Raw genomic sequence first — 25987 nt, forward strand, 5'->3', positions numbered from 1 at the left:
TATATTTAGAAAGAAACATTAATACCAAAAATCACTGTGCGAGGCAATGGATATCCTCCATTATTATCAGCTTTTTCGGGTGAGAATAAGTGCTTTGCTTCTGTCAAATAACCTAAATTCTGACCTGTTATTGAAAGTTCTACATTAGATAACTTAGCTTTCTGAACCAATATTGAAGGCAATTTATATGACAGTGATAATTCGCGTAATGCTATATAGTTTCCATTATAGGCAAACATGGATGAACTACGGCAATAATTACGTTTACCCAATTGATCGGCCCATACATAAGTCGGATATTTAGCATTCGGATTTTCCGGAGTCCATGTGTTTTTGGTCTCCTCAATAGTATTGTATGTACCTTGAGCACATGACATGATCCACATCGTTTTCCAGTCTACAGCAGTGAATCCCAAAGCATAGTCGAAACGTGCCGACAAGGTAAGGTCCTTCCAACTTACAGTTGTATTGATACCACCGGTCCATTTAGGAACAGTATTTCCAACCTTTACCATGTCATAATTGTCAATGACTCCATCGTTATTAACATCTTTCCATTTTACGTCACCCGGCTGAATGGGAAGAGCATTCGACTTCTGAGAATCTGTCAGTTTATTGTAACCTTCAGCGCCACCATACAGAGGACGGCCGCTAGAACCATTGTTACCTGTTGTCAAATCAATCAGATTAGCGGGTATTTCATCTTGAGATTTGTACAGTCCTTCTGCAACAAACATGTAGAGATCACCCGGACGTTGGCCCTCCTGGTATCCTCCGACCCATTTCTTTTCATCTCCGTTTCCTGTATAAACTTGATAAGCACTCTGACGATTTCTTTCAAGTCCGTTATCCGGCAAAGAAACAACCTTGTTTTTGTTCAAAGCACCATTCCAGTTTAAATTCCATTTCCAGTCCTTAGCATCAATAATCCGGAAACCTAATTCAAACTCAAAACCTTGATTCTGGAACTCACCATTGTTTGAAGTAACCGAACTTACACCTGAAGTGGAAGGAACTGTGATATTAGCATATTTATCACTGGTCAGACGATTGTAATAAGTTAAATTGGCATTGATTCGATTTTCTAAGAAGCCCATATCCAAACCTACTTCAAAAGTTCTCGATTTTTCCCACATCAAATAGGGATTAGGAATGTTACTCAATAAGAAACCGGTTGAACCATTATAACGATTACTTCCATAAGCACCTTGCACTGTATAGTTACCAACAAAGTTCTTGTTTACATTACCATTTAAACCAAAGCTGGCGCGTAATTTACCAAATGAAAGAATAGATGCTGTATTCTTCATAAATTCTTCTTTACTGAATACCCAACCGGCTGATACCCCCGGGAACACTCCCCAGCGGTTCTCTTCGGCCAGTTTTGAATATCCGTCACGTCTCAAAACCAAAGAAAGTAGGTACTTGGATTGGTAGTCATAATTAACGCGTCCAAAGAATGACATAATGCGTTGACGAGAATGTGAAGAGTCTATGGAACGCTTACCTTCCTCTTTGGAAGTGTATTCCAAATCCATAAAGTCATCAGTGGGAGCCCCGGAACCAGAAGCGCTAAATCCTTTACTGTATGAATCATAGTACTCAAAACCAACCATTGCATCCAAGAAGTTATCTTTGTTGATCTGATAATTATAGTTCAACACTGCATTATATGTTTGGTCAAGAGTGCGTGCGTATGAAGCAGAAGTAGAATGAGATGTAATCAAATTACCGGGAGAACTCAAATAATCTTTATTGAAAGCTTCTGTTTTTTCTTCAGAATAATACCAAATAGCCCCTAATTTCAATGATAGACCTTTCATGAAATCGATTGTGAAAGACTGATTCATTGTAAACTTATCCGTATTATTATCACGGACAAACTGCTTGAAATTGTATTGCTGATTACCATCACCGGAGTTCGGGCCTAACAACATATCACCATCTGCATTGTAGCCTCGGAACGTAGGAGGTAATGAAAGACAGCGTGAGAAATAGTTTGCTTCAGCTGTTTGTGATGCAGGAAGTCCATTCCAAGTCGCATCCGCAAAATTGAAACTTGAATTAGAAGTCAACCATTCTTTAAGTTTATAATCTGCGTTAAAAGTAAAGGTGATTCGTTGGTACCAGTTTCCCACTGCCGTACCTTCACTTTTATTGTAACCTAAACCTGCATAATAGTTACCTTTATCATTACCACCACTGACACTCAAGTTATAATCTTGAGAGAATGATGGGGTATTGATATTGAAGTCGGCAATATTGGTGTTTTTATAGATAATTTTATCACCATATATCGGATCTATCATGGTTTGCCATCCCTGATCAAGCAGGAATGATAAATTATCCGAATATAGCATCGGACTCCATATAGCGGAGCTTGTCTTATTTCCGTCTAATGGCGTTACACCATCTTTGTCAAAATACAGGTTACCTGTTCCGTAAGGAGTTGCAGTCGTTAGTCCACTTAAAGAAGACCATCCTTTTATGCCGGCACCGTCCGGATGTTTCATATCTCCAACGTAAGCATTCATATAACCTGTACGCATCCAATAAAGATAATCGCCGGCATTCATAAAGTTATAGGAATCTTTGAAATAGTTTAAACCAAACTTAGCTTTCAGATTTACCTCTGCTCTGCCAGATTTACCACGTTTGGTTGTTACAAGTACTACACCGTCATTTGCACGTGCACCGTAGATAGCTGTTGCACCGGCATCTTTCAAAACTTCCATAGATTCAATGTCATCAGGATTAATATCGCTTAAAGAAGAACGTACCTGACCATCAATTAAAATAAGTGGAGAACCAGAACCATCAAAGTTTGTACCACCACGAAGTACTAAGGTTGGAGCACTACCCGGATTACCGGAAGTTTGGCTTACTGACAAACCCGCTACAGCACCCGAAAGAGCTTGAGCCGGATTAGTAAACATACCTTGTTTCAAGGTCTCTTCTTTTACTTTAGCGATAGAGTTTGTCACTTTCGTACGCAGCTGTTTGCCACCGTAACCTGTTACAACAACTTCCTCCAACATTTCAGAGTCTTCTTTCAGCTGAATATTGAAAGAACCTTTACCTTTCACATCGATTGTCTGAGGTTGATACCCAACAAAAGAAACTTTGATCTTTCCGTTAGGATCGACCATTAATGTAAACTTACCGTCAATGTCAGTAATCACACCATTGGTGGTACCGACTTCGACAACACTTGCTCCGATGACTGATTCACCGCTAGCATCCGTAACCACACCTGTGATTGATTTCTTTTGTGCCATGGCTCCAAGAGAACATAAAATGCACAAAATCAAGAAGATGGTTTTCTTCATAAGTATTGCTTTTTGAGTTAATAATAAAGATGTTTATATGTGTTTTTGGTTATTTAAACTAAGTTCTATCGGAACGGTAGGCGAAAATGAAGAGAAAACACGTAATAGAATTATCGCATAACACATTTATAATCAATACATTGAATCTGTAAAAACCAAAAACAAATGAAGATTTCAATACTTATTTCAGCTAAAAAGCGATGGTATCATAACAGTATAAAATAATAAAGAAATACTCCATGAAAAAGGAAAAAGGTATAAATCCATTCCATGAAATAATAAAAATGCTTTTCTTGATCGAGTGCGAAAAAGAAAGACAAAGAAAGAAGCAAGTATAGCAATAATCACAATAATGCATTTAACATTATTATACAATCTTCAGATATAAAGCTATAAAGTAATATCGAAAGTAGAATTATACGATTAGTCATAGTTAGTATGTAAGCTTACTAATTTCAAATCGTAATTATTGACCCAATAATTAAAACAAGTACCAGCAACATGAAGATCTACCTCAACCGGGTATTATTCCAAAATATCTCAAAGATTCTTGAAACTCAATAAAAAAACGCTATTTTAAAACATATACCAAACAACACTTTTGTATATTTGAAATCTTTATAAATTTGTGTGAACAAGACATATTCGGAGAGTATGGATTACGCAGATACAAGATATTGTATATTTTTACCAATTTAAAGTTTTATGACTATTCTTATTGCAGGAGATACACATGCGAGGAAAACCATATTAGCACAAAAGCTATTGGAGAAATATAAATATCCCTACTTATCGATAAATCAAAACAGGCCGTATATATCCTATATATACAGCCTGTAAAAATCAATACTCATACCTTTCATACCCCGATATATCCAGACAGTGTATGAAAGAACATAAAAGAACTTACTCTGAAATCTTTTCCAGTTTAAGTACCCAAGCATAATCGCAAGGTAGTTCATCAACATATAGAAGAGGCATGATTACTTCAATATCATTACCTTTTTGTTTCCATTGCACTTTTTTGTCCGATCCTAATAGGGTTATTTTAGTCCTACCTGTTGTCTGTATGTCTTTCAACACAATTTTATTTTTGGGGTATCGTGGCAGGATAGCATATACATTATTCCCTTTTTTTATCAAAAACAATCGTTTTTTTGTAATCGGTTGGTAGATAAGACTTAAAGAGTAGAAAGTTCGGTAGCCGGTAGCGATTTGGTAGCTGTGCGGGTTTCGCTGCATTGCTTCGCTCTGCTCTTGGAACTGATGCAAATATAGGGATTTTGACCGAAAAAGGGAAATGTTTCGGGGATTTTTTATTTTTCGGGATTACCGGATTACAGGAAAAGCATAAAATCAGGAGGTGGTGCAAAAAACGAGGTTGCACCCGTGGTTTTACCAAAAGTGTAAGGTGTTGATTTTCAGTGTGTATTTCTGTGGTGCAAGGTGCAGCTATATTTATATATATAGCTGCACCTTGCACCAGCCACACAGGGCTGTTTTGCGGCTTGCACCGACATTCTTTTAAGTTGCTGTAAATGAGTTGGTTTTGAGTTTTGGTGTTTGTTTCGGGGGAAAGGTGGGATGAACGGGATGTTCCGATAGGGCTTGGCGGCTTCGTGTTTGCCCTGCAAGGGCTTGGCAGGTGGGGTGGCTGGAATGTCGGGCTTAGGGCAGTCTTGGGGCTTTTATTCAATCCTTTGCCCTTTGCGGTTGATGTAATACCAATCATCGCTTTCCCAATAGTGGTATTCCCCATCCGAACTGGGAACTTCTTTCTGTTCTCCCGTGTCGGTTACTTTCGCCTTCCCGTTCTCGAAAGGAAAGCCAAAAGCGAAGCGTGGCTCTATGAGGGTATTGCCATGCTCGTCCGCATATCCGATACGCCCTTTTTCATCGACGATGCGGTAAACGCCTTCCTGCACGGGGTCGTTGCCGTTGTCATACCGGTATGGGACATAGAGGCTTGCGGGATGGCTGTTGCCGGAGGATATGGCCGTGCAGCGGTCATGATAAAGGGTGAACAGCCGTATTTCAAGCAGGATGGCAAGGACTGCAAGCACCGTGCAGACAAGGAAACGGAGGCGATAGCGTTGCCGCACCGATACATGGAACGCCCCGTAATAGTCGTGCATCATGCGGTAACGCTCCTCGGTATAGATGCGCATATTCCTCCAGAGCAATACGGGGAACGGCAGTATCAGCGGGAAAAGCGTAAGGCGGTCGTCTGTTTCGTAAAGGAAGCGGACAGCCGGAGTGCCCAAGAACTGTAAAGCGATGGCGACAGGAAACAGGAGGCAGGCAAACTGGACCACACTGATGACCGCAAAACTACGATCCGGGAAGCCGTGCCGACAACTGCGCCACGTCCAATAAAAGAGGTGGTCGAAGAATCCGGGGAGCTTCGGCCGACTGGTTCTTTTATGTGGGGAGGCTTTCTTCATACGTTGCGGCTATATAGGTGCAAATAAAACGTATTTCTTCCAAACGGAAAAGATTTTTGCGGTGAAACTTTTTGAGTGATTGGACTTTTCACTATTTTTGCTTTGATGTATAACGGTTCGTCCGTAAGGTATGAATTAGGCTTTTTCTGTTATTGCTATGGAATGGTTCGATAAGATAAGCGAGTTTATGGAGGGTCTGCCGGAGTGGTTGCAGGCGCATCCGAGGTACGGCTACCTGATCGTGGCGGGAATCCTGCTGCTGTGGCTTGTGGGGATTGTCTGCGGATGGCGGTGGACGTACTCCCGTCCGGGAAGTTGGGAAGGGAATTTCTGGCTGGGTACGCTGGGTGAAAGGAGTTACCGTTTCTGGCTGGGGCTGATCGTTGCCGCCGCAACGGGATGCGCCCTGTTGCTGTTCTCCGTAACGGGATAAGCAAGCGGAAAACAAGGAAAGGAGGAAGCTATGTTCAAGGAACCGGCATACTGGATGTATTACTTCTGGAGCAAGAACAAACGTGCAAGGAAAGACAAGGCGGTTATCTCCAATGCCACGTGGACGATGGCAATCCTGTGGTTTCTTAACCTGATGGCTCTCCATCTTTTGTTCGAGGCATGGGGATGGGATATGCTGACGGGCTGGTTCTCTTCCCTGACGGACAAGGTGGAATGGAGCAGGTTCAACCCGGTTGCCTACCTGTTCGCCGCAGCGACGCTCGCCCCTTTTATCTGGATTGCCGGAAAGCTGTATTACCGTCCTGCGAAGCTGAAAGCGATGCAGGCGAAGTACGAGACAATGGGCGAATACCGGAAATTGCTCGGTCAATGCCTGTTCTGGCTGTATGTTATCGGCAGTTTTGCATCGTTCTTCATTATAGCCGAACAAAAGAACCATTCCAAGGAGCAACCGCTGATCGAAAGGTTGCAGGAGATACGGGACGGTAAATATCCCGTGGAAAAGACGCACTCACCAACCGGCGAATGACTTTCTTCCGGCTCCCCCTGCTTACTGTCATGCCGTTCTGCGGGTGGAACCGGCACAGCCTTTCTGTTTTTCACGACTGAATATCCGAACCTATGGAGCAAAATCCGAATCTGTAATTCAAGGAAATATCGTGACCGATACGGGGTGTCGGCAGGACATCTATTGCAAACAATTTGTAATTTCGTGTAAGATTTGTATTATTTAATATCGTGTTGAAACAAAATGAAACAGAATCTTACACTAATTCTAATGAATGAAGCCGTCCGGGAGGGATGGCGGGAATGGATGGAAAAGGTACGCAAGGTATTGCCGCAAACGGATGCGGAGCGTCCGGTGACATGGATTGCGGCGGAACGGCTCGCACAGGAGAATGGACGGATGGTGCGGCTGGTGGAGCTGCTGCGGGAACACCGCCCCGTACTTTCGTACCGGGTGAAGGAGGAAGCCGGGCTGCTGATACTGGTCGCCTATCACCGCCACGGAAGCTCGTCAGACTTCCTGCTGGAAACGGCGGAGGCGTATTTCCGGGAAAGGGACTGCGGAGGATTCCTGTTCCTCTGCCGGATGCAGGCAAGCATCAACGCCTACGACGAATACCCGCACCTGAACGTGCTCTGCAACCGTCTGGCGGGACTGCTGTTCCGCTTCCGCCGTGAACGGGCGTCCGAGTACCGCAAGGGCATACCGCCGATGTTCAGCGGGGCGGACTTGCAGGAGGTGGAAAAGTACCTGCCGCACCTGCGGGGCTGCTCGTTCCGGGAAGAAATCGCACTGGCTCTGCCCAAGGTGAAGAACGTGGAGGAACTGGCACGGGAATGCGCCATGTCGGTCAATACGCTGGGACGGCGTTTCAAGGAGGAGCTGAACACCACTCCGCACCGCTGGCTGACGGAACAGCGGAAAGCGCACGTGACCTCCCTGCTGGCGGACACGGACATGCCCCTTCAAGAGATCGCCGACGTGTGCGGCTTCGCCACTCCGAGCTACCTGTGGGACTTCTGCAAGAAGCACCTGAAGGCTACTCCTGCCGAAATCCGTGAAATCGCCCGGTGCGCCCGTACCGTTTAGCCTCCCTTTTCCAGCCCTGCCGTGAAAAACCGACCGTCCGGAGCCGATTGGCGGACAATCCGAATCCGGCGGTGAGGATTCAGAACGTCCGTTTCCCTGCCGTCCGCTAACTTTGCGCCCTTATAAACAACATGAAACAAGATTTATATGGAAGAATATTTTAACGGGCTGCTGAAGGAGGTGGATCAGCGCATGGCGACCACAGCCCCCGGCATGGACGGCAAGGAGGTGATAGGCGTCTGCCGTGAGATGGTCTCGTACCTGAAAGGCAAGAACCGGGAACTGAAGGAGTACGCCCTCGCCCATCCGTTCGCCGGGGACGCGAAGGAGATCCTCTACTTCAAGTATTACAAGCCCGCCCTGACGGGCAGGCTGCTGTACTATTACCGGGTGTACCAGATAGAGAGCGGCTGCCCCGCCTGCCTGCGTGTCGCCGAACCGTACTACCGCAAGGCGATGGAGCGTGCCGAGCGGATGATGGAACGCTACCTGCCCTTTTACCAGTATTACCACAGCGGGGCGACGTACCGGGACAGCTACTATTTCCTGCGGGCGAAGGGCGAGCTAAGCCCCGAGAGCGGCAGCTTCGTGCTGGACGAGGAGGCGGAGTTCTCCACGGGCTACGACATACTGGCGGCACGGCTGATCTCGGTGGAGATGCTGCTGGTACACCTGAGCCGCCGGATGGAGCGTGCGGCGCAGGGGACGGAGACGGAAGCCGTGCCGGAGAAGGAACACCGCTGGACGAACACGAAGGTTGCCGCCATACTGCTCGTCTATGGCATACACGTGACGGGAAGCGTGGACGAGGGCAACGCCGAGATCGGCGAGCTGGCTGCGCTGTTCGAGAAGCATTTCCACGTGGATCTGGGCAACGTGTACCACGCTTTCGGCAGGCTGCGGGGGCAACAGAACCCGACGGCGTTCTTGGACGAGATGAAGGAGAGGCTGCTGAAAAAGATGCGGGACATGGATAGCCGGTAGCAAGTTGGCAACGGGGCGGCAGAGACGGCAGGACACGGGAAGGGAGCGTCCGAAGGGCTGGAAAGAGCCTTCCGGACGCTCTTTTTTACCCCGTCTCGGTCCTTTTTACCGCCCGGAACGGTGGCAAGGGCGAAAATGCGCCCCGAAAAAAAAATCTTTGCCAAGGTGCTAATATAGTGGCAGGAAAAACCGGCGAATCGGGCGACATTTGCGGCAGAAACCTAAAAATGAGTACGACAATGGAAATAATGACCATCGAGAGCAACGCCTACCGCCTGCTCGTGGAGAAGATCGAGAAGATAACCGCCTACGTGGAGGAATCCCGGAACCGGGAGGAAACGGAGCGCAAACGGAAAGAGGAAGCGGAAAGCCCTGCGACCAAGGGACGGAAAGCCGACCCGAAGTGGATGACGCACAAGGAGGTGTGCGAGGCGCTGGACATCAGCCACCGCACCCTGCACCGCTACCGCCAGAAGCATATCATTCCCTATTCGATGATCGGGCGGCAGATACGCTATCCCCGGCAGGCTGTCGAGAGCCTGCGTGAGCGGTGGATGGTGGAGACGCCCGCCGCCAAGATCGACCGGATGATAGCGGAACATCCCCTGCATAACCGAAAAAACGGCAGCTATGGTAAGAAAGGAAGAAGTGCTGGCAAGAACCAGTAACGGGCTGGACGTGTTCCGCCACTACCTGCCCGTGAAGTGGCGGGTGGGCAGGAACTTCCTGAACCCGCTGTACGCCGACAGCAAGGCTTCGTGCAACGTGTATTACGACCGCCGGAGCGGTACGTACCGGATGAAGGACTTCGGCAACGGGGACTATTCGGGAGACTGTTTCTTCCTCGTGGCGAAGCTGAAAGGGCTGGACTGCCGGAACGCCGCCGACTTCGTGGAGGTGCTGCACACCATCGACCGGGAGCTGTGCCTCGGACTGGACGGGGACATCCCGACCGACGGGACAGTAGGAACCGGGGGCTGCCGGAGATTGCGGCTCGTGCCGGGCGCAAGGGGCGGCGGTGCCGGGGAAGCCGGAACGGACACGGAAGAGGCGGCTGCGCCCTTTGACCGTCCCGAACCGAAGCCCTACCGGACGACGGAAAAGCCGTTTACGGATGCGGAGCTTGCCTACTGGGGCGCATCGGGCATCACCGTGGAGGTGCTGCGCCGCTACGGGACGGTATCGCTCGCCGAGTACCGGGGCGAGACGAGGGAGGGCAAGGCGTTCGGCTTCAGCTCCACCCCGGCGGAACCGATGTTCGGGTACAGGGGGAAATGGGGCGTGAAGGTCTATCGCCCGATGTCAGAGGTGCGCTTCGTCTATGGCGGGCACACGGGCGACAACTACTGCTTCGGGCTGGAGCAACTGCCCTCGAAGGGCGACCTGCTCTTCCTCACGGGCGGCGAGAAGGACGTGCTGACGCTGGCGGCGCACGGCTTCCACGCCATCTGCTTCAACTCGGAGACCTCGGTCATCCCGGCGAAGACCGTGCGCAAGCTGGTCTATCGCTTCAAGCACATCGTGCTGCTGTACGACACGGACAAGACGGGGCTGGAATGCTCGGAGAAGCACCGTGCGCAACTGGCGGAGTACGGGGTGAAACGGCTGGTGCTGCCGCTGCCGGGGACGAAGGCGGAGAAGGACGTGACGGACTACTTCAAAGCCGGGCACACGAGGGAGGAGCTGATGGGGCTGTTCCTGAAACTGCTCGACACGCTGTACGGGGACACGCTGGCGATGTTGAAATCGTGCGAGATCGACTATGACCACCCGCCCGAACAGGCGGTCGCCATCGTTACCGCCGGGGACGTGCCGTTAGGCTCGGAAGAGAACATCCTCTGCATCACGGGCGGCGAAGGGACGGGCAAGAGCAACTACACCGCCGCACTGGTCGCCGGGGCGATCATGGAACGGGAGACGGACGCCGATCTCTTGGGGGTGCGGGTGGAACCGAACCGCAAGGGGCGTGCGGTGCTGCTCTACGACACGGAACAGAGCGAGCAACAGCTCCACAAGAACACGGGGCGGCTGCTGCGCCGTGCCGGGCGTGAGCGGATGCCGGAGTACCTGCACGTGTACTGCCTGACAGGGATGTCGAGAAGCGAGCGGTTGACCGCCATCGTGCAGAGCATGGACCGGTACCACTACCTGCACGGGGGCATCCATCTGGTCGTCATCGACGGGGTGGCAGACCTGATCCGCTGCGCCAACGACGAGGCGGAGAGCGTGGCGCTGATTGACGAGATCTACCGGCTGGCGGGAATCTACCGCACGTGCATCGCCGCCGTGGTGCATTTCGTGCCGAACGGACTGAAGCTGCGGGGACACCTCGGCAGCGAGCTGCAACGCAAGTCCGCCGCCATCCTCTCCATCGAGAAGGACGAGAACCCGGAGGTGTCGGTGGTGAAGGCGTTGAAGGTCAGGGACGGCAGCCCGCTGGATATTCCGCTGATGCAGTTCAGATGGGACAAGCAAGCCGGGATGCCCGTCTATGTGGGCGAGAAGCCGAGGGCGGAGAAAGAGAAGCGCAAGGAGAAGGAGCTGGCGGAGATGGCACGGGAGGCGTTCGCCCGGCAGGAGAAGTACGGCTACATCGAACTGTGCGAGCTGATACAGGAGATGCTGGAAGTGAAGGAACGGACGGCGAAAGGCTACATCCGCTATATGCGGGAAAAGGAAATCATCGAAAAGGAGGGCGACTGCTATGTACACGGACAGGGAAGAGTTTGAGGGCTGGATGGAGCGCATCATGGAACGCTTCGACCGGACGGAGAAATTGCTGGAAAGGGTGCTGAAGAAGAACAACACGCTCGACGGCGAGGAGGTGCTGGACAACCAAGACCTGTGCCTGCTGCTGAAGGTGGGCATCCGCACGCTGCAACGCTACCGTGCCATCGGGGTGCTGCCGTACTTCACCATCAGCGGCAAGGTGTTCTACCGCACGAAGGACGTGCACGAGTTCATCCGCACCCGTTTCGCCGACGTGGAGGAACGGGCTGCGAAACGCAAGGAGAAGGAAGCCCGGAAAGAGGAAAGGCGCAGGAAAAGGGGGCTGTTCCCGTGAGAATGACATTTTTCTGACGGTGCTTTTAGTGGATGAAGCCCTGCCGGATCGTGAGATTAGGCGGGGCTATTGTTTTGTTATTCGGGAAGTTTCCGTATCTTTGCCATACGAAGACAGAAGGCGGTGCTCTCGGGCACGGTCTCTGTCGTGACATAGAAGATTCATGCCCGGCTTGGAAGCAGGCGGGGATTGATATACATATTGTACGTTCGCTGAACGTCTTGAAGTAAAAAACTGGTAATTTTTGATAAGCAAGACGAATGGCGCAATGTTCATGCTGTATGCTTATACGGCGTGGGCTTGCCTATTCTGCTTATCGGGTAATACCAGTACCTTTACTTCGGAATAGCGTGAGTTCACGCTGTTCTTTTGGGTGCGAGGCGGACATAATCCTTAAAAATACATTGATATGAAACAGATTACCTTGCACGTGTACCAATCCATTGACGGTTGTCCGGTCAGATCGGACAAGTATTTCGATGCGGCGGTGGACGCCTCCGGCTGCGTGCTGATCGACGAGGAAACCTACCTGCGCATTTACCTGAACCATCTGGGCTGGCCGCTCACGGCAAAAGAGACTTTGGTCGTGACGGACGGCTGTATTGACCTGACGGAGAAGGAACGGGTGCGGTTTGTTACAGGGGATGCGGCAGCGGAACTGCGGGGAATAAAAGCGGACGGCGAAGGTACGGTAACGGCTTACGGAGCGGAAACCGGGGCTTTGCTCTTGGATAACGGGCTGGCGGACGAAATCGTGGTGATAACCGTGCCGGTACTGGTCGGCGGCGGCGAGAAGGCACTGGAGTGCGGGCTGAATGATGGCAGGACGTGGGTCGTGCGGTCGAGCAAGGTATTGGAGGACGGGAAAATCCGGACGGTGTACGGAAGGGTATGCCCATGAAATGCAAAAAGCCACTGAAAAGTGGCTTGGGTCATTCAGGAAAGGATGACGGGTTATAAAAAAACGACCCGCCGATTTGAGCATTATCAAGAGGCTTGGCAGGTTCTACTGGTGCAAAGATAACGGAAATAGTTGGAATGACAAAGATATGTTGAATTTAGGTCTTACTGATGCCTAAATTTGAAGTATAAACAAAAGGTGCATCAATGATGCACCTTTTGTTCTAATATATTAATTCCTTTATAATGTTAAAGTACATTTGTCGGAAGAATATTAGTTCTGTCTAATTTCTTTCTAAAGAATGTTTTTTGAATAGACGATAATACGCTATGTTCAATCACATCCTTATGCAAAGTAAAGAATTTATCAGAAGCACTAATACACTCTTGTGTAGCTTTACATTTTCTCAAAGAATTATTCAATAGACTAACTCCCATGAGCTTAGTTTTGAAAAATCTATTTTTTAATCCGTTACGGTATAGAAAATCAAAATAAACTTCAGCATCGGCAACATTATATTTTGCCAATTCTGATTGGAGAGCAGTCCAATAGTAATCCGTCATTTCCAATGACAGAACTACTACTAAAAAACTTCGTTCTCCTAAAGAGATTATTTGATAATCTTTTGTCTTCATTTCTTTACCAATTAGTACATAAGTCATTTATAATAACAAGTCCATCCTTTATTATGTTCACCGCTTCATCATAATATAAGGTTCTGCTTGTTTCTAAGTTCCTGCGATCAATATGGAAAGTTGTATGCCGATTCTTGTTATAAAAGTCATACGCCTTTTCCAATGCTCTTTTTAACGAGGGATTACCATTGTAAGTTCCCACATTCTCCAAAAAATGGTAGTTTCCATCTTTACCTCTCTCAAAATATGTACCATAATCTTTAAAATCCGGTGCGTCTTCCAAGAGTCTTTTGCTAATCAAGCCATCCAAAGCCTTCATTATACCGAATGTATAACACCCGTAATCATCAACCACAACACCGGAGTTAGCAAGAGCAATAGATGTTTTCAGAAAATCTTCAAGAATACTTCCTTCAATGTTTTCAGTTTTCGTGAAATGCTTATTCAAATCTTTTTCTATCACACATCCTACTAAAGGTTGAATAGCCAAGAAGTCTTCCATTACTTCGGTTGGAACAGAAGATATTGTCTCCATTATTTCTGTAATAAGCTCAATATAAAAAGCTGTTACAGCTCCCTGTAAAAATAAAGTCCCATTATTATAAAAAATAATAGATACCTTGGCATCATATTTCCCCTTTAAATGATATTGGTTCCTGATAGCAGGATTGTTATCTGTATTGACCGTAGTTATTTCGATTTCATCACTTTCCGATAATACATCTATAAAAGCATCAAAATCTTCTTCACTTATTCCTTTTGCCGTAAAGCTTTTCTTATCAGGGCAAGGAATTGAAGTATTTTGAAGGATAACGTTCCAACATTCTTCACATATTCCTTTTAAATGTGCTTTTCCTTGCGTACTATAAGAAACTTGCCCGCCATTAATAAAACAGTTTAAGATACCAGTTTCCTTATTATGAGTTATTGCTATTTTTTTTAATTTACCTTCTTGGCAATCTGTTATTTTGATTGAATATGAAGGTTTTGTCGCTATAAAATCAATAGCAACCTGATCTATGTTTTCAACAGATAATGAGTGCTTTTTAGCCATTGTCGTCCTATTTTCGGGTACAAAAATACAATATTTTTCGAATATATGTCCACAAATTCAAGCATTTAACCCTTTTTGAGCTGTAAAAAGGCTGTTTAAAGGGAAATGGAACGCTTCATATTATGAACAGAATAGGTTCGAAATCCTTTCGAGTATTTGCCAGTCGGTTATGGGAAAGACAAATCCGCCTTCTTATATAATCGGCTGGCAAAGATAGTGAATATTGCCGGGATTACGGGTACAAGACCTTGAAATCCCGTGGGCTGCCGCTGTCTGTCAAGCCGTCCTGCCGGAGCCGCCGGAGGGTCTCGGCTGCCGATCCGCTGCCGAAGTTGCGGACACAGTACAGGCGGGAGAAGCGGAAGCGGCGGAGGTGGACGAGCAGGTGCTCCACGGTGAAGACGCCCAGCTCCCGGCACGCCCGGACGATGCGCTGCGACAAGCCGAAGGTGTCGAGTGGGGTGTCGAGCAGGCGGCGGAGCCTGCCCGGTCTGCCGGGCTTGCCCCGCTGTTGCGCCACATCCTCGTAGATGGTGGCGACCCGGTTGCGGCTGAACAGGGCGGCAAGGGATGCGCCGTCGATCATCAGGATGCCGTCGAAACGGGCGTAGGCGATGTGGTTGCCGTTCATCCAGAGGGTGATGCGCAGCTCGTCCGTGCCGCAGAGCCGGGCGGCTTCCGCCACGGTGATCCAACCGATGCCGTTCATCGCCTGCGCTCCTTTCCTTTGGGCTTGTCCGTGCGGGGCGGGAACCCGTACACGATGCGGAAGTCCTTGTCGAAGGTGAGGTACGCATCGAAGGGCTTACCCTCCCTGCTCCTGAATCCTTTGATAAGGGATGTTTTGCCTTTGGTTACAAGGTCGGCAATCTGGCTGTCGGTGAGCTGCTTCTCCCCCTTGCCACGGAAGACGGTAAGCCCACAATCGACGTTGCTGCACTTGGCGACCTTCGGGTAAAGGAGGATGCGACCGGAACGGCATTTGGGGCACGGGATATGTCCGCCGTCCGCCACCGATACCTGCACTTGCAGGAGTTCTTCGGTAATCTGGGCGGCATAGACCTCGATGCCCTTGCGGAAGGTGTCGGGATTCATCTCCCCGCTCTCGATCTTGGCAAGGGCGGTCTCCCACTGCCCGGTCATCTCGACATCGGCGATGCGCTTGTCCTTCACTATCTGGTACACGGCAAGCCCCTTGTCGGTCGGCACGAGGCTCTTCTTCTCCCGGCGCACGTAGTCACGGGCAAAGAGGGTCTCGATGATGGAGGCACGGGTGGCGGGCGTGCCGATACCGTTCCCTTTCAGGCTGTCCCGAAGCTCGTCGTCCCGCAACTCCCTGCCGCAATGCTCCATCGCCGAAAGGAGGCTGCTCTCGGTGTGCAGGGGACGGGGCTTGGTCTGTTTCTCCACGCACTCCGCCGATTGCAGGAGGAAAGCCTCGCCGGGCTGCAAGGGCGGCAAAGCGGCTGTTCCCTCGTCGTCCTCGTCCCGCTCGTTCCGCACGGCACGCCATCCGGCGGACCTGACGACCGTCCCCTTGGCGGTGAACACGCTGTTCCCCGCCGTGAAAGAGACGGTGGTAACGTCCTTGAGGCAACGGGCGGAGAAGGCTTCGAGCAGGCGGGCGGCTACCATGTCGTACACCGTGCGCTCGTCGGCGGACAGCTCGCCGGGCAGACACTCGGTGATGATGAGCGCATGGTGGTCGGTAACTTTCCCCGCATCCACGCTGCGGCGGTTGAGCGAAGCCCCTTTCAGGGCGGCGGCATGGGTGGAGAAAGCCGGGTACCGCTCCAGCAGGGCGATGCGGTCGGGTATCTCGTCGAACACATCCTCCGAGAGGTAGCGGGAGCCGGTACGGGGGTAGCTCAACACCTTCTTCTCGTAAAGCGACTGGGCGACGGAGAGGGTCTTGTCCGCCGAGAAGCCGTACCTGCCGTTCGCCTCTTTCTGCAAGGCGGTCAGGTCGTAGAGCAAGGGAGGCTCTTGGCTCACCTCCCTGCGCTGCACGTCGGCAACCTGCACCGTCCCCGTTGCGGTTACAGCGGCGAGGGCGGCGTTTGCCGCCGGAAGGGTTTCGTAACGCAATTCAGAGATGGCGGCGAAAGGCGTGCCGTCCTTTTCCGCCGTGATCTTCAGCCGGAAATAGGTCTGCGGGGTGAAATCCCTGTTCTCCAGATAACGGGAGCAGATCATCATCAAGGTGGGCGTCTGCACCCGTCCAAGGGAGTAGATGCCCTGCCCGGCGGCGATGCTGAGAGCTTGGGTGGCATTCAGCCCAATCTCCCAGTCGGCGATGGCACGGGCTTCGGCGGCACGGTAGAGGTTGTCGTAGTCGCTACCGGGTCTGAGGTTGTCCAGCCCCTCCCGGATGGCACGGTCGGTCAGCGAGGAGATCCAGAGGCGCAGGCAGGGCTTGCGGCAGCCAAGGTAATTGTAGATGTACCGATGAATGGCTTCGCCCTCACGCCCGGCATCGGTCGCCACGACGATACGGTCGGAACGGTCGAAAACCTCCTTGATGACCTTCAACTGTTTGAGCACGCCGAGGTCGGGCTTGTACTCCTTGCCCTCCCGTATCTGGCGGGGGATGTACTTGAACTCCTGCGGCAGAATGGGCAGGTTCTCACGCCGGAAGCCCGTGTAGCCGTATGCTTCGGGCATGGCGAGCTGGACGAGATGGCCGAACGCCCAGGTAACGAGGTAGCCGTTACCTGAGAGGTAGCCATCGTGCCGCTCCCGGACATTCAACACGTTTGCTATATCCTTCGCTACGGAAGGCTTTTCAGCGATGACTGCTGTAATCATATTTCTTTGATTTTTAACGGTTTGACAAAAGTTATCCCGTCCGAGCGACGGGATAACCGGGTAATTCATTTACAGAATGGCGGGGGAAATCATCGGCGGACACCCCGGCTGCGCTTGGGCTTGTCGGGCTGCTCCTGCTTCTGTTCCTGTTTCCGGTCCTCTTTCTGCTCCTGCCTGCGCTCCTGCTGCTGTTTCTGCTCCCCGGTGGGTCGCTGCTGTGCGGATTGCAGGGCTTCTTTCAGGTTACGGGTCGCCTCGACGGTCTTGCCCTCGGAATTGACCGCCACCTGCACCTCGTTCTCCACGGCGGGCTTGACACGCCCCTCTTCGAGCGCCGCCTTGTAGTCCTTAGGGAACATGAAGGCGGGCTTCTCGCCGGGCTTCCATGTGATGTAGCCTTGGTAGGCTTTTCCTTTCTTGTCCACCAAGCCGGAAACCTTGACCGTTCCCCCGGCTTCGAGTTCGAGGCGGGACTTCTCGGTAAGCTCCTGCTTGCGGAAGGTCTTCGGCACCTCCTGATTGGCGGTCTGTTTCAGGTTCGCCTTGTACGCATCCATCGCCAGCCTGCCCCGGTCGCCGAAAAGAAATTCGATCTGCATCTTGGCTGCGCTGAACTGCACGGGAGCCGGGTAGAGTTTGGGCTGCTCCCCCTCCTTGGCTCTGGAAAGGAACTGGCAGACCACCGCCTCGCCCTGTTTGAGCCGGGCTATCTCGTCCGGGGTGAAGGTATGCCCGTTCTTCTCCGCCGGGATATTGACCTTGGAGAGCGGGAAGGCGACCAGCTCGTTGGTCTTGAGGTTGCGGCTGACAAGGGCTTCGACCTGCTCGCCCGCCCGGTTGGTGACAGTCGCCGGGTGTCCCATGTTGCCCGTCTGCCGGAGCACCTGCTTGTCGGAGTCGGTGATGTCGTAGCCGAAGAACTGCTTCTGCATCTTCTCCGGGTCGAGGATGCCGTGGCTGCACACGGTCAGCCTGCCGTCCGTGCCGGGCTTGAGCGAGAGCTGGCTGTCGTTGCTGTGCGAGATGCCGTCGAAGTGGAAATGCACCCGGACGGTCTTGTCAGTCTGGAAGCCCCGTAGCATCTGGTCGAGCATCCCGTTGCCCTCGATCTGCTCCCGCTGCACGCCGAGGGCGGCGAGGCTGTTCCAGTCGATGTCCTCCGGGCGGTACTTGTACTGCGGGTTCTGTTCGGTCTGCCCGGCGGACTGCTGCGGCGCACCCTCCGGCTGTTGCTGCTGCCCGGCTTGGGTCTGCTGCTGCGCCTGCACGGGCGGCTGCACCTCGTACTGCGCAACGAGCGGCTCGCCCGTCTTGACGGACTGGCTCTCCCGTTGCCGGAAATCGGCGGCTACCCGCTGCACCTCCTCTTCCGGCACACGGAAGAAGTGGAAGCGGGTCGGGTCTTTCAACTGGTTCCAGAGGTTGGAAAAGAAATTCGAAAACATATCGCCGTGGCGATCCACCCGCAGGAGGTCGTTGTTGTCCTCCAAGGGATTCTTGGTCTGTAACTCGCCGTCCTTTACTCCGCTGACGGCTTGGAGCGTGCCTTTCTCGTCCATGACGAGCAGGATGTCCATCAACTGCTGGCTGCTGTCCGGTCGTTCGTCCATAATCTAATGTTTTTAAATGGTGAATACTATTGGTTCTCAAACGAAACCGGGCGTAAATATAGAGGGAGAAACACGGGGAACGTGCAACTCCGGGGCGGGCTGTCCGCACTTGTCGTCCGGTTCGCAGGTTTGTCGCAGCCCTTTCCTGTGAAAAATACCAAAAAATCATGCCCCGCACGCATTTTTCTCCTCCGGGAAACGGCGATAATTCGTTGTTTTCTCTATATTTGTAAAATATGGGTAATGAGGGACACGGTCTGTCATTGCCACCCATGCGATGCGTATGAAAGTCTATCAGAGCAAACCGAGAATAACGCTTTCACCTGCCATCCGTGACGGGCAGAAATACGTGGAAGTGGAGTTCGACGAGGACGATGCCATCCGGCTGTCGCTGTCGAAAGAGAAGGGTGTGCGGTTCGAGGGCGACAGAGCCTACCTGCCGGAAGAAGGCTTCGACCTGTCCGGCTTTTTCGACCGCCATGTGGAAACGGCGTATATCAATTACTCCGCCCTGAAAAACACCTTGCCCAAGAAAAACGGGAAAACCAGCCCCGCCATCCCGCCCGGCTATGCCGAAACGCTGCGGCAACTGCGGTACAGCGAGCATACCGTCCGTGCGTACACTGCCTATTTCAGGGAGTTCCAGCAATACTTTGCGGGAAGAAACCTCCGCTACATCCGACCGGAAGAAATCAACGCCTACATCGTACACCTGATTGACACACGGGGGATCTCGTCGTGCCAACAGAACTTGCGCATCAACTCGATCAAGTTTTATTTCGAGAAGGTGCTGGGACAGGAACGGAAATGTTACGAGGTAAAGCGAGCCAAACGGGAACGGACGCTGCCCGACGTGCTGAGCAAGGAGGAGATAAAATCCATCCTTGACGCAACCGGTCCGGACATCCGGCTGTTCTGCATGTTCTCGTTGCTTTACTCCGCCGGGTTGAGAATCAGCGAGCTGCTGGACTTGAAACCTCACGACATCAACGTGAGCCGTTCGCTGATACGGGTACGGCAGGGCAAAGGGAGGAAAGACCGCTACACGCTGCTGTCGAAGCCCCTTGTCAGGAAGCTGACCGAGTACACCAAGCTGTACAAGCCGCAGGAATGGCTCTTCGAGCGGTACAAGGGTGAGCCGTTTACGGAGAGCATCGTGTCGAAGAAGCTGAAAGAGGCGGCGAAGGAAGCCGGAATCACCAAGCGGGTGTACCCCCACCTGTTGCGGCACTCGTTCGCCACGCATCTGATCGAGCAAGGCACGGACTTGAAAATCGTGAAAGAGCTGTTGGGGCACAACCAACTGAAAACGACGGAAATGTACGTGCATATAGCCGACACTTTCAAGAGCAGCATCCGCACTCCATTGGATGATATTCTTGAAAGTGATAATGAGATAGTTAAATAAGAAAATAACAGCGAAAACCGCTGATAATTACATGTTAGTCGCTTGAAAAATAAAAAAAGAAAATGAGTAAGATAATGATATGGGTCGGTCAATTCGATTCCGAAGCTGACTTTGAGAAATATATGGATCAATCGGCTTTCCGTCAATGGTGGAAAGATTACGATGAAGACAATAAGGAACTTCGTTGCCAGTTCTGTAAGGAGCTTGGTGTAATGAGCTATGATGAGGATTTTCTTATTATGAAATTCACATCTGACGGCTTGGCAGGATTACTCAACCTTATTCCTGCTGATACCCAAAAGATAAGTCTGTCGATGGCTGATAAAAATATTACAATGGCAAATGCTGTTATCTGCTATAATTGTCGTGAGGGTATATCTCCTAAAAAGGCAGAGAATACCACAACCATGACTTATCTTGGTACGTTTGAGTTTGAACTGTCGCCTGAAGGAATGCAAGGGTCTAATGCTGGATTAGAATATATGATTTGGATTGGCACAACCGCTAAAAGTCGGGAAGAATTTATGGAGTATTTCAATCAAGATGAGTACATGAAAGAAATACGAGATTACGAAGAAGGTCGTACAAAGAAACGTCCCAATCCGGAACATCGCTGTCAGTTCTGTAAAGACGTTAATATAAAGTATTACTATCCAGAATTTCTAACTGTGGAAATTAAGGATGAACCCGAAAATCCTTTTAATCTTGTTAGAATGATGATTGATAACAAACTTGTCCTTGACTGGTATATTGAATCCGATATTGATGAATACCACATAAAGCCATCAAATTGTATTGTGTGCTATATACCCAATGGTTTCAAGGACAACAAAAGGAATCAGAAAATCTTTATTAAGAAGAAAAATTATGATTCATATGAAACACCTAAAAAATTTGTGGATGAATTAGACAGTTACAACGGTATTCAATATTTGGAAACTTATATTGCAGAATAAAGCGACTAACAAACGGATAAATTTCCCTTAAAGGTCGATTATCCACTGGACATTAGCAACTAGGAATAAAATCAATATGGAAGTAATAGAAAGTAAATGGTATAAAAAGGATGGTGCAAGTTCTGCGTCTATTGATGACGTAGAAAAGCTTCTAAATACCACCTTGCCAAAACAGTACAAAAGTTTTTTGTTATGGAGTAATGGTGGTGAGGGCAAATTAGGAGATAACTACATCTATATATGGGCTATAGAAGATGTTATTGCTTACAATCATGACTATGGAATACAAAAATATCTTCAAAAAGAGTATTGGGCATTTGGTATGGATGGTGATATTGGGTATATTCTTCACTTGTCTGACAATAGTATATATAGAGTAGATTTGGGAGATTTAGATATAACTTCTATTAAGTATATAGCACCTTCTTTTGATGACTTTTTAGGTAAGGCTATTTATCTTAACTTCAATAAATTACAGAATGTTGCTAACAATAACCTAACCACATAAAGCGGTTAGCTACAACCCATTACTAACGCATAAAATAAAGAAAGATGAAATATTATACTGTAAAAAATAGAATAATGCCTTGGGGAAGTTATGGAGAAATGCTGTGGCAAGGTATTTACTGTTATGATAAAGATACAAACTCCCACATGATTTTTAGAACCGGAGCGTTTTGCCCTTCTATCTACCGCTCTCAATATAACAGAGAAAGTCCTGTGTTAATTGTCAAGGAGGATGTTTTACAGTATATTATAGAATCAAATCTTACAGGCTTTGTCCTTCAACCGGTAAACAAGGAAAAGATTGTAAAATTGGATTGGGAGAACTGGGATTTACAATCACCGGAGCCTTTGATATATCCGTCTGGAAGTATGGATGCGGAAGAATATATTACACGGCGCAAACATAACGAAACGGTAGCGGAGCAAATAGGGAATTTATTTGCGTTGATACCTCAAAAGGACGGACTGCTTTATTGCGAGCAAGAACGTGGTTCTGCCAAGTTAGTAGAACAAAGCCTTTCAGGATTGGATATTTTCATTGATAGGATTTTTTGCGACTTTTGCTCTGAAATTTATGTCAGTGAAAAGGCTAAAGACGTTTTATCTAAATATTATTCTGATCTGCTTATTTTCCAAGAAGTCCCAATATTTGTTGCAGATGAAAATCTCTTGCTTCAATTAGAACAGACGGCTAAACGTAAAGAATATCAGAAGCAACGAGAAGCGGAAATGACAAAAAACGATTGGCAAAGGTGGTTTCGTTTGAAAGATGATGCGAGAAAGTTAATAGAAGGACTTTCCCTGCTGAAAACAGAATCCGCTAAATCCAAACGAAAATTGAATATCAATGATAAACTAAATTCTGCCAATGAAATATATCCTTTGGAATATGAAAGTTGGATGCAAGAGTATTGGAATAAAAAATAAAGCGTTAGTAACAAACAGCAAACCGACCGAATAAGCGGAACGCTGCAAACCATTAGCAACTTTACAAACTAAAAAGAATATGAGTGACCAAATAATTTTTGATGTTGACGGACTTATAGAAGCTCAAATCCGTCAGAGAGATAAAGACTACGCGAAAGTCTGTTGTCAGAACTTATTAAACTACGCATACGGAAAGGGGCTTTTGTGTGATAATCCATGTGATAATGAAGGAAACCTAATCATGCCTTCAATTATCAAGGAAAGTTCTTTAACAGAAATTGGTAAACATATTTTTGTTGAATTGCTATTTAAGTGGTTTGCATACACAGATAATGAAAGTGGAAAAATTGACAGAAAAAATAACATCAAAATGTTAGAGAAGTATTACAATCAACTTTTACAAAAGATTGATAGAAAATAGGTTGCTAACAAACAGATGAAACATTGAAGGCGGTTTATCTGCCGGACATTATCTGCCCATAAAAAGAATGAATATGAAAATAGAATTAGAAAATTGCCAAAAAAGTCTTACTCTCAAAGATTTTGAAGAAATAGAGAGCAAATTGGGTTATGCCTTGCCGGAAAGACTGAAAGAGTTCTATTTACAATATAATGGAGGTTCTACGAAACAGACCGCAAGCATAAATAAATATCAAGAGGTGGAAATTGAAGATTTCTTCCCATTCAAATATAACAAGGATTTTAAGAATGACCCCAGATATACGGCAGAAGGCGAAACATTAGAGTTAAGAAAAGCAGGAGCTATATCTGATAGCATTCTTATTTTTGCTATGGAATCTACCGATGAAGGTCGGATTACCATAGACTTGGTTAATGGAAAGATCTATCTTTACCCTATTGTGGGGATGCAAGATGTAATCTTCAATTTTGAAGAGCCACGACTTGTTGCAAATTCAATAGATGATTTCTTTGACAATCTCGTTGTTTTGGACGGGCACAAAGCAATTCCAGCAATAGAAGAAATCGAAGAGGGACAAACGGAAACAGCAGGTGTAATGCCTGAACTTTCGGACTGTTCGGCTTCGCTAACAAAAGAAGATATAAAGAATTTTGAGGTTGAGTTGAATGTAAAAATTCCGGCAGGCATGAAGAACTTTTACCTCAAGTTCAACGGTGGTATGCCATCACCATATTGTTATCAACCGCAGGACGAGGATTTGGATCGGGTGGAGATAAATGCGTTCTTTCCGATAAAGGAACGCACCAATGCTTTTGAAACAATTGAAGTCATAGCCAAAGGTATATGGAGTAGGAATTTAATGCCATGCAACCTGTTGCCTTTTGCTATGGATTCGGGTGGAAACTATTATGCGTTGAACTTGAAGAATAAAAAGATTTACTATTACTTGACTGACGAGTGGGACGAAAACGCTTCAAGAGAATACAACTTTGAAACAAATACTCGTTACATCGCCCAGTCATTCAATTACTTTATAAATCATTTCATCGAAGAAGAGGAATAAAGCGGGCAGATAACAAGCGGATCAATCTCCTTTAATGAGGATTATCCACCGAACATTAGTCGCTTGAAAAATAAAAAAAGAAAATGAGCAAGATAATGATATGGGTCGGTCAATTCGATTCCGAAGCTGACTTTGAGAAATATATGGATCAATCGGCTTTCCGTCAATGGTGGAAAGAATACGATGAAGACAATAAGGAACTTCGTTGCCAGTTCTGTAAAGAGCTTGGTGTAATGGACTATGACGAAGATTCTCTTATTATGAAATATTCTTCTGAAGGACTTGAGAATCTGTTGAATGTTATTCCGGCAGACACAGATAAAATCAAGGAAATACTAAGAGCGAAAAAAATAACTGTCGCAAATGCGGCAATCATGTATAATAGCCATGAGGGTATATCATTGCAGAAAGCGACGAATACCGTATCGGTATCCTTCTTGGGCTCTTTTATTTTTGAACTTAATCCGACTGGTACAACAGCCTCGACTGCCGGTTTGAAATATATGACATGGATTGGGCATACCGATAAAAATGAAACCGAATTTATGGAGTATTTTAATCAAGAGCAATACCTCAAGGAGTTGGAAGCGTATGAATCCGGTCAGAGCAAAAAGCGTCCCAATCCCGAACATCGTTGTCAGTTCTGTAAAGACTTAGGTATAAAATTCTATTATCCAGAGTTTTTAAGAATTAAAATTGACAAAACATGTACAATGAATTCTGTTCAATTAATTCAATCAGTTATAATAGACAATAATGTACTTGATTGTTGGGTTGAAAAATCATTAAATAGAAATGGCCTTAATAATGCCTCAAATAATTGTACTTTCTGCTATATCCCGAATGGTTTTAGAGATAAAAAGAAAAACCAAAAAGTTTTTATTCTTAAAGAAAACATGAAAGGTCATCTTGGCATACCTAAAAAATATGTTGAAGAGATTGCGGACTATAATGGTCTTCGTTACTTATCAACATTTGAATGGGAATAAGCGACTAACAAACAGCAAACCGACTAAAAAGCGGAACGCTGCCAAACATTAGTTGCGGTCAAAAACGAAATAAAAATGAATGTAATATCAGAAAAAGAATATTCGTTTTCAAATGCGCTTTTTTGGAACGTAATGTTACATCATCATATTCGAGCCTTTGATGAAGAAAGGGATGCGAATTTTGATGAAGTATGGGATGAAGAACTTGTACCAACATTGTTGGATGAAAAGAAGTACAAGAAATATTGGTGTTGGCTATCTCAAATTGATTTGAAAACATCCGAAAATCAAGGTGAAATAGAAATCCCAAGAACTCTAACACTTCCTATCGGCAGCGATATTGTATTGACAATAGAATTTCATCCTTGCTGTACATATTATTTTTTGAATGACACTTTAATCGGGGAAGTTAGTGGCAACTTTCACTTGAAGTATCTCACATATTCGGAATTAATGAGGATTACAAAAGAGAAATATGGAGATGTACTGTTTCATTTACTCTTACCTTTGTCTGCAATCAAAGAAAAGGAAAAAGATACAGCACTTTTTGAGATTGTCCAACGATTGCAACAAATTCCCTTATTCAAGGAACATTCCGAATATATAGGTAAATGTATCTTGAACGGATTATTAGTATCCAACTCTGACATACAGGAAAATTCCAAGATAGGAACGATATGTACAAGTAATCATTCGTATAGAAATGCTTTGATATATGATGATGAAAAGCAGGAAATAAAGGAGCTAAATATTCTTTTGTCAAAGTTATAAATTTGCAACTAACACGTGAATAAATCTCCCCGAATGGTCGATTATTCACCGAACATTAATCGCTGA

General features: G+C 47.7%; 23 protein-coding genes and 2 pseudogenes. 17 read left to right on the top strand and 8 right to left on the bottom strand.

What is annotated here, in order from left to right; genetic code table 11:
* Window positions 1–5: 5 nt before the first annotated feature.
* Window positions 6–3329, bottom strand: coding sequence for a SusC/RagA family TonB-linked outer membrane protein (locus BF9343_RS07960; protein WP_005804576.1), 3324 nt, complete (start codon window positions 3327–3329; stop codon window positions 6–8).
* Window positions 3330–4034: 705 nt separating this feature from the next.
* On the opposite strand from BF9343_RS07960, the pseudogene BF9343_RS23915 reads away from it, so the two are divergent.
* Window positions 4035–4130, top strand: a pseudogene (locus BF9343_RS23915) (adenylate kinase); the annotation flags it as partial.
* Window positions 4131–4235: 105 nt separating this feature from the next.
* On the opposite strand, the pseudogene BF9343_RS23620 reads toward BF9343_RS23915, so the two are convergent.
* Window positions 4236–4484: pseudogene (locus BF9343_RS23620) on the bottom strand (alpha-L-fucosidase C-terminal domain-containing protein); the annotation flags it as partial.
* Between the two features lie 533 nt (window positions 4485–5017).
* Entirely contained in the window at window positions 5018–5644 is a 627-nt protein-coding gene (locus BF9343_RS07970; protein WP_224223171.1) for a WG repeat-containing protein, read from the bottom strand.
* A 286-nt stretch (window positions 5645–5930) separates the two neighbouring features.
* On the opposite strand from BF9343_RS07970, the gene BF9343_RS07975 reads away from it, so the two are divergent.
* The 8 genes from BF9343_RS07975 (at window position 5931) to BF9343_RS08015 (ending at window position 12772) form a co-directional block, all read left to right on the top strand.
* Window positions 5931–6206: an immunity 17 family protein gene (locus tag BF9343_RS07975; RefSeq protein WP_010992638.1), complete on the top strand. Its 276-nt coding sequence runs from the start codon at window positions 5931–5933 to the stop codon at window positions 6204–6206.
* A gap of 30 nt (window positions 6207–6236) precedes the next feature.
* Entirely contained in the window at window positions 6237–6755 is a 519-nt protein-coding gene (locus BF9343_RS07980; protein WP_004327323.1) for a hypothetical protein, read from the top strand.
* A gap of 222 nt (window positions 6756–6977) precedes the next feature.
* Entirely contained in the window at window positions 6978–7823 is an 846-nt protein-coding gene (locus BF9343_RS07985; RefSeq protein ID WP_010992639.1) for a helix-turn-helix domain-containing protein, read from the top strand.
* A gap of 147 nt (window positions 7824–7970) precedes the next feature.
* Window positions 7971–8807, top strand: a complete 837-nt coding sequence (locus tag BF9343_RS07990) for an RteC domain-containing protein (RefSeq protein WP_004327325.1) — start codon at window positions 7971–7973, stop codon at window positions 8805–8807.
* 239 nt (window positions 8808–9046) lie between these two features.
* Entirely contained in the window at window positions 9047–9475 is a 429-nt protein-coding gene (locus BF9343_RS07995) for a helix-turn-helix domain-containing protein (protein ID WP_041926196.1), read from the top strand.
* Window positions 9438–11537 (top strand): bifunctional DNA primase/helicase, encoded by a 2100-nt coding sequence (locus BF9343_RS08000; protein WP_010992641.1) that lies wholly within the window; start codon window positions 9438–9440, stop codon window positions 11535–11537. The genes BF9343_RS07995 and BF9343_RS08000 overlap by 38 nt, the downstream gene beginning before the upstream one ends.
* A complete protein-coding gene (locus BF9343_RS08005) occupies window positions 11512–11871 on the top strand; it encodes a helix-turn-helix domain-containing protein (RefSeq protein ID WP_004327328.1) in 360 nt (119 codons plus the stop codon). The genes BF9343_RS08000 and BF9343_RS08005 overlap by 26 nt, the downstream gene beginning before the upstream one ends.
* Window positions 11872–12280: 409 nt before the next feature.
* Window positions 12281–12772: a dihydrofolate reductase family protein gene (locus tag BF9343_RS08015; RefSeq protein ID WP_004327329.1), complete on the top strand. Its 492-nt coding sequence runs from the start codon at window positions 12281–12283 to the stop codon at window positions 12770–12772.
* Window positions 12773–13020: 248 nt separating this feature from the next.
* Here the strand turns inward: BF9343_RS08015 and BF9343_RS08020 are convergent, their stop codons facing one another.
* The 5 genes from BF9343_RS08020 to BF9343_RS08040 all read right to left on the bottom strand — a co-directional run bounded on the left by BF9343_RS08020 (window position 13021) and on the right by BF9343_RS08040 (window position 18879).
* Window positions 13021–13407 carry a type II toxin-antitoxin system RnlB family antitoxin gene (locus BF9343_RS08020; RefSeq protein WP_004327330.1) on the bottom strand — a complete coding sequence of 129 codons (387 nt, stop codon included), beginning with the start codon at window positions 13405–13407 and terminating at the stop codon, window positions 13021–13023.
* Window positions 13408–13411: 4 nt separating this feature from the next.
* Window positions 13412–14461 carry a type II toxin-antitoxin system RnlA family toxin gene (locus BF9343_RS08025; RefSeq protein WP_004327332.1) on the bottom strand — a complete coding sequence of 350 codons (1050 nt, stop codon included), beginning with the start codon at window positions 14459–14461 and terminating at the stop codon, window positions 13412–13414.
* A 232-nt stretch (window positions 14462–14693) separates the two neighbouring features.
* A complete protein-coding gene (locus tag BF9343_RS08030; protein WP_004327334.1) occupies window positions 14694–15170 on the bottom strand; it encodes a hypothetical protein in 477 nt (158 codons plus the stop codon).
* Complete coding sequence (gene topB, locus BF9343_RS08035) at window positions 15167–17269, bottom strand: type IA DNA topoisomerase (protein ID WP_004327336.1); 2103 nt, start codon at window positions 17267–17269, stop codon at window positions 15167–15169. Before topB ends, BF9343_RS08030 begins: the two co-directional genes overlap by 4 nt.
* Before the next feature lie 89 nt (window positions 17270–17358).
* Window positions 17359–18879 (bottom strand): DUF4099 domain-containing protein, encoded by a 1521-nt coding sequence (locus BF9343_RS08040; protein ID WP_010992642.1) that lies wholly within the window; start codon window positions 18877–18879, stop codon window positions 17359–17361.
* A 277-nt stretch (window positions 18880–19156) separates the two neighbouring features.
* Between BF9343_RS08040 and BF9343_RS08045 the strand changes: the two genes are divergently transcribed.
* The 8 genes from BF9343_RS08045 to BF9343_RS08080 all read left to right on the top strand — a co-directional run bounded on the left by BF9343_RS08045 (window position 19157) and on the right by BF9343_RS08080 (window position 25921).
* Window positions 19157–20287, top strand: coding sequence for a tyrosine-type recombinase/integrase (locus BF9343_RS08045; protein WP_013545831.1), 1131 nt, complete (start codon window positions 19157–19159; stop codon window positions 20285–20287).
* A gap of 62 nt (window positions 20288–20349) precedes the next feature.
* Complete coding sequence (locus tag BF9343_RS08050) at window positions 20350–21243, top strand: immunity 22 family protein (RefSeq protein WP_005681356.1); 894 nt, start codon at window positions 20350–20352, stop codon at window positions 21241–21243.
* Window positions 21244–21319: 76 nt separating this feature from the next.
* Entirely contained in the window at window positions 21320–21751 is a 432-nt protein-coding gene (locus tag BF9343_RS21600; RefSeq protein WP_010992644.1) for an SMI1/KNR4 family protein, read from the top strand.
* A gap of 44 nt (window positions 21752–21795) precedes the next feature.
* Window positions 21796–22677: a hypothetical protein gene (locus BF9343_RS08060; protein ID WP_007558986.1), complete on the top strand. Its 882-nt coding sequence runs from the start codon at window positions 21796–21798 to the stop codon at window positions 22675–22677.
* 79 nt (window positions 22678–22756) lie between these two features.
* Window positions 22757–23098, top strand: a complete 342-nt coding sequence (locus tag BF9343_RS08065; RefSeq protein ID WP_004295473.1) for a hypothetical protein — start codon at window positions 22757–22759, stop codon at window positions 23096–23098.
* Between the two features lie 67 nt (window positions 23099–23165).
* Window positions 23166–24161: an SMI1/KNR4 family protein gene (locus BF9343_RS08070; protein WP_041926197.1), complete on the top strand. Its 996-nt coding sequence runs from the start codon at window positions 23166–23168 to the stop codon at window positions 24159–24161.
* Between the two features lie 83 nt (window positions 24162–24244).
* Window positions 24245–25150, top strand: coding sequence for an immunity 22 family protein (locus BF9343_RS08075; protein WP_009017660.1), 906 nt, complete (start codon window positions 24245–24247; stop codon window positions 25148–25150).
* Between the two features lie 75 nt (window positions 25151–25225).
* Entirely contained in the window at window positions 25226–25921 is a 696-nt protein-coding gene (locus tag BF9343_RS08080) for an Imm19 family immunity protein (RefSeq protein ID WP_010992646.1), read from the top strand.
* Window positions 25922–25987 lie beyond the last annotated feature (66 nt).

This window comes from Bacteroides fragilis NCTC 9343, assembly GCF_000025985.1.
Classification (GTDB): domain Bacteria; phylum Bacteroidota; class Bacteroidia; order Bacteroidales; family Bacteroidaceae; genus Bacteroides; species Bacteroides fragilis.

Excerpts from the sequence above, each read along its gene's own strand:
- BF9343_RS08065 (WP_004295473.1), top strand. The coding sequence starts at position 22,757 with ATGAGTGACCAAATAATTTTTGATGTTGACGGACTTATAGAAGCTCAA.
- BF9343_RS07980 (WP_004327323.1), top strand. The coding sequence starts at position 6,237 with ATGTTCAAGGAACCGGCATACTGGATGTATTACTTCTGGAGCAAGAAC.
- BF9343_RS08020 (WP_004327330.1), bottom strand. The coding sequence starts at position 13,407 with ATGAAGACAAAAGATTATCAAATAATCTCTTTAGGAGAACGAAGTTTT.
- BF9343_RS07990 (WP_004327325.1), top strand. The coding sequence starts at position 7,971 with ATGGAAGAATATTTTAACGGGCTGCTGAAGGAGGTGGATCAGCGCATG.
- BF9343_RS08060 (WP_007558986.1), top strand. The coding sequence starts at position 21,796 with ATGAAATATTATACTGTAAAAAATAGAATAATGCCTTGGGGAAGTTAT.
- BF9343_RS08050 (WP_005681356.1), top strand. The coding sequence starts at position 20,350 with ATGAGTAAGATAATGATATGGGTCGGTCAATTCGATTCCGAAGCTGAC.
- BF9343_RS08000 (WP_010992641.1), top strand. The coding sequence starts at position 9,438 with ATGGTAAGAAAGGAAGAAGTGCTGGCAAGAACCAGTAACGGGCTGGAC.
- BF9343_RS08015 (WP_004327329.1), top strand. The coding sequence starts at position 12,281 with ATGAAACAGATTACCTTGCACGTGTACCAATCCATTGACGGTTGTCCG.
- BF9343_RS08040 (WP_010992642.1), bottom strand. The coding sequence starts at position 18,879 with ATGGACGAACGACCGGACAGCAGCCAGCAGTTGATGGACATCCTGCTC.
- BF9343_RS07975 (WP_010992638.1), top strand. The coding sequence starts at position 5,931 with ATGGAATGGTTCGATAAGATAAGCGAGTTTATGGAGGGTCTGCCGGAG.
- BF9343_RS08045 (WP_013545831.1), top strand. The coding sequence starts at position 19,157 with ATGCGTATGAAAGTCTATCAGAGCAAACCGAGAATAACGCTTTCACCT.
- BF9343_RS21600 (WP_010992644.1), top strand. The coding sequence starts at position 21,320 with ATGGAAGTAATAGAAAGTAAATGGTATAAAAAGGATGGTGCAAGTTCT.
- BF9343_RS08030 (WP_004327334.1), bottom strand. The coding sequence starts at position 15,170 with ATGAACGGCATCGGTTGGATCACCGTGGCGGAAGCCGCCCGGCTCTGC.
- BF9343_RS08070 (WP_041926197.1), top strand. The coding sequence starts at position 23,166 with ATGAATATGAAAATAGAATTAGAAAATTGCCAAAAAAGTCTTACTCTC.
- BF9343_RS08075 (WP_009017660.1), top strand. The coding sequence starts at position 24,245 with ATGAGCAAGATAATGATATGGGTCGGTCAATTCGATTCCGAAGCTGAC.
- BF9343_RS08080 (WP_010992646.1), top strand. The coding sequence starts at position 25,226 with ATGAATGTAATATCAGAAAAAGAATATTCGTTTTCAAATGCGCTTTTT.
- BF9343_RS07960 (WP_005804576.1), bottom strand. The coding sequence starts at position 3,329 with ATGAAGAAAACCATCTTCTTGATTTTGTGCATTTTATGTTCTCTTGGA.
- BF9343_RS08025 (WP_004327332.1), bottom strand. The coding sequence starts at position 14,461 with ATGGCTAAAAAGCACTCATTATCTGTTGAAAACATAGATCAGGTTGCT.
- BF9343_RS07985 (WP_010992639.1), top strand. The coding sequence starts at position 6,978 with ATGAAACAGAATCTTACACTAATTCTAATGAATGAAGCCGTCCGGGAG.
- topB (WP_004327336.1), bottom strand. The coding sequence starts at position 17,269 with ATGATTACAGCAGTCATCGCTGAAAAGCCTTCCGTAGCGAAGGATATA.
- BF9343_RS08005 (WP_004327328.1), top strand. The coding sequence starts at position 11,512 with ATGTACACGGACAGGGAAGAGTTTGAGGGCTGGATGGAGCGCATCATG.
- BF9343_RS07995 (WP_041926196.1), top strand. The coding sequence starts at position 9,047 with ATGGAAATAATGACCATCGAGAGCAACGCCTACCGCCTGCTCGTGGAG.